General features: G+C 48.7%; 5 protein-coding genes. 4 read left to right on the top strand and 1 reads right to left on the bottom strand.

Annotated features, from left to right (window positions below; genetic code table 11):
* The first annotated feature begins 344 nt into the window (after positions 1-344).
* The 4 genes from AC2VLY_RS14250 (at position 345) to AC2VLY_RS14235 (ending at position 2,180) form a co-directional block, all read left to right on the top strand.
* Complete coding sequence (locus AC2VLY_RS14250) at positions 345-719, top strand: type IV secretion system DNA-binding domain-containing protein (RefSeq protein WP_158627746.1); 375 nt, start codon at positions 345-347, stop codon at positions 717-719.
* A 128-nt stretch (positions 720-847) separates the two neighbouring features.
* Positions 848-1,087, top strand: a complete 240-nt coding sequence (locus AC2VLY_RS14245) for a hypothetical protein (protein WP_486922509.1) — start codon at positions 848-850, stop codon at positions 1,085-1,087.
* A 135-nt stretch (positions 1,088-1,222) separates the two neighbouring features.
* Positions 1,223-1,675 carry an endonuclease domain-containing protein gene (locus AC2VLY_RS14240; RefSeq protein ID WP_158627745.1) on the top strand — a complete coding sequence of 151 codons (453 nt, stop codon included), beginning with the start codon at positions 1,223-1,225 and terminating at the stop codon, positions 1,673-1,675.
* 4 nt (positions 1,676-1,679) lie between these two features.
* Positions 1,680-2,180: a hypothetical protein gene (locus AC2VLY_RS14235; RefSeq protein WP_142086152.1), complete on the top strand. Its 501-nt coding sequence runs from the start codon at positions 1,680-1,682 to the stop codon at positions 2,178-2,180.
* Between the two features lie 12 nt (positions 2,181-2,192).
* On the opposite strand, the gene AC2VLY_RS14230 is transcribed toward AC2VLY_RS14235, so the two are convergent.
* Positions 2,193-2,782: helicase-related protein (locus tag AC2VLY_RS14230; protein ID WP_486891870.1), on the bottom strand; the 590-nt coding region annotated here is incomplete at its 5' end.

Raw genomic sequence — 2,782 nt, 5'->3', positions numbered from 1 at the left:
CAACAACCGGTGAATTCGACTTTGAACTGATGCAATCGTGGACCGATTTCCACGAAGACTTCCTGCAAAGAAAGCAGAGCCTGTCAAAGTTTATGGTGTAGCAGTGAAGCGAGGGACTGGCTACATCGTGCGTCTGAGGCTGTAAGTGAAATGGTCTGTAGTTGGGTTTGCGTTATGGTACAAAGTCGTAGACCACATCACTTACTTGGAAAAAACGAGAAAACAAGCGGTTATTTCAAACCCAAGCTACTTTGTTGTGTGTGAATCTGTACAGGCTTTCGTGGACTGCTGATTTATCCGGTCCTGACTGCCCAATGACGTATGCACATCGAACAGGAGTTTTTATGCAAAACATCAATTTATCTACACATCAACATGCGGAGATATTGGCACGACAACTCATTCCAAATGATGACTTCGAAGATCCCTTCTGGGTGATTGGGGCGCGCCGATTAACAGCAGCCATCATTTCTGACATGAACCAGAATCATGGCGATACTTGGGGATTTCCGCAACTTAAAGAACGTGCGAATGCCGTACTTGCAGATGCAGATACACTGAAACGCATTGTCCAATCAGAGGATCCTGAGGCTATCACATTGATTTCTGGATATCCGGATTCATTAACGGCAAAAAGCATTTGCGCTACCATGCTTGCGCATCTCAATCGGCACCTCAATTCCGTAGGTTACCGTGGGACAACCCGACACGCTGATTAAAAATTAAGGTGTGTGATGGATGGCGTTTCCGTAATGCCTGTCAGCAACTGACTGGGTAGGCCATGTTATAATGATACAGTTAGTTGAAGCTATTCCAAAAACTGTTAATTTCCTATTGGAGGTGAGTTATGGATGATGTTTCGGACACGCCTAAAGGTGGTTTCTTCTTATGCATGTTGCCCGTCATTCTTGCATGGATCGGTGCTATTGCTTTTGGTGTTTTCGCGTTCTATTACATTTTTCCTACATCCCATACGGCAAAGCACTCTGTTTCGTCACCTGTTGCTACTTCCCGGACGTATTCGCCATCGCCCCTAATTGACAGAACCATTCTTGCCAAGGCGCTCATGGGGCATCGGCCGAAGTAGGCATTAACACGGCGGCTGTCCGGTGGTTGTTTAACAATAATTCTAAAAAAACACGAAAAAAGGCGGTTATTCTTCACCTGATGTGTCAAAGCGCATGCCAATATGAAAATCCATTCAGATTGGAAAAGGATACGCATGCTCAGAGTCCGCAGTCCTCAGCAGTTACCCGCCGCATGTCAACGCGCTATCAATGCACAATCTACACAGCCTCAGCGCCGTGCGCGTGCATCAAAAAAACCGTGTTCAGTAGAATGTTCCCCAATCGAGGCCATCCTGTGGCCGGTCATTTCCAGACGATGGCCGAACGCCCGCCGGGAATACAAACCACTGGTAAATCGCAAGTTTCTCATTGATATTGCTTTTCCATCGCATCGTCTGGGTATTGAAGCAGACGGCTGGCAGTATCACGGCAAGTTTTTGCGGGATCATCAGCGGGATAGAGAACGGCGTAATTTGTTGGTTCTTAATGGCTGGCGAATTTTGCACTATACGGCGAAAGATATCCGCAAGGATATGGACAAAATTATCGAGCAGATTGAGCGGGCACTGCAGATATCGAATGGCTTGAACGGCACAGGAAGCAATTAACAAAATGCGCAAAGGTACGTTTAAAGCGGGTAAACAGGAATATTTTCTGTCTGCGGAAAATGGAGAAGTCATCTCCATGGAAAGCAAACCGAAAATTGTGACACATGCGAGCGGAGCCATCCGTCAGATAGATCGAACGCATATATTTGTGCGAAATGATGATGGAAAGGAAAGGTCGGTATTACTGCGGAAACATCTGAATAATATTCGCGCAGGCTCACGAGTTGCCATGATATTTGCAGGAAAATCCGGGAGCGAAGGAAGGTTGGTTGCCATACAGGCGTACAATCCCGCTGGTGTTACGGAAGTGGCGCCATTGAGCGATGTTTATGATCCATTTGGCCATTGGAGAATGTGGCTTTTTCTGTTTGGCATCGTGGCGTGTTTCGCACATGGTGTCGGTATTCTTATTTTGGCTGCTGCGGGCGTCTGGCAGTGGTACATGTTGCGTAAAGGCATTATTTTCGACCGCATGTTCAAAGCCTTGATCGAAGAACTGCAGTAACGACCGCCCGTATTAATGCTGCAGCGATATGGATGCTCGGATTTGCGCAACTTTCAAAAACAAACGGGCGTCTCTGGGCAGGCGGAACAGGCGCGCAGCATTTCCGGATTGTGCCTGGCCAGCACTTCCGAAACCGCGCTCGAGAAAATCCTGAATAGCCAGATGCTCATCATTCTCTTCGCGGGCAATTTTTTCGAGCCGTTGCATGGCGTCTTGGTCTCGTGCGGAACCTAAAAAGAAACAGTAACCCGGTTCTCCGTGGCGGCCTACGCGCCCACGAATTTGCACGAGACTGGCGACCCCCATGCGGTCAGCATCGGCCACCACCACAGTTTCCGCGCCAGGCACGTCGATACCGACCTCGACAATATTGCTTGCAATCAGCAGGGGCGTTTGGCCTGAACGAAACCCTTCCAGGGCGGCGGCCTTTTCACTATCCGTCATTTGTCCATGCAGAAAAGCCGTTTTTCCAGGGAATTTCTGTTCCCAAAAGGATCGGGAAGATTCCAGGCTTTTCCCCTGCAGCAACTGCGCCCCGCGTAAAACCGGCATGGCGGGCAAGGCCTCTTGCTGGCAGGCCGATAGAATGGCTTTGGTACTGA

The sequence above is a fragment of the Acidithiobacillus sp. TH-A36 genome, assembly GCF_057473445.1.
The sequence above is the reverse complement of the archived record's forward strand: the minus strand, read 5'-3'. Positions and strand labels throughout refer to the sequence as shown.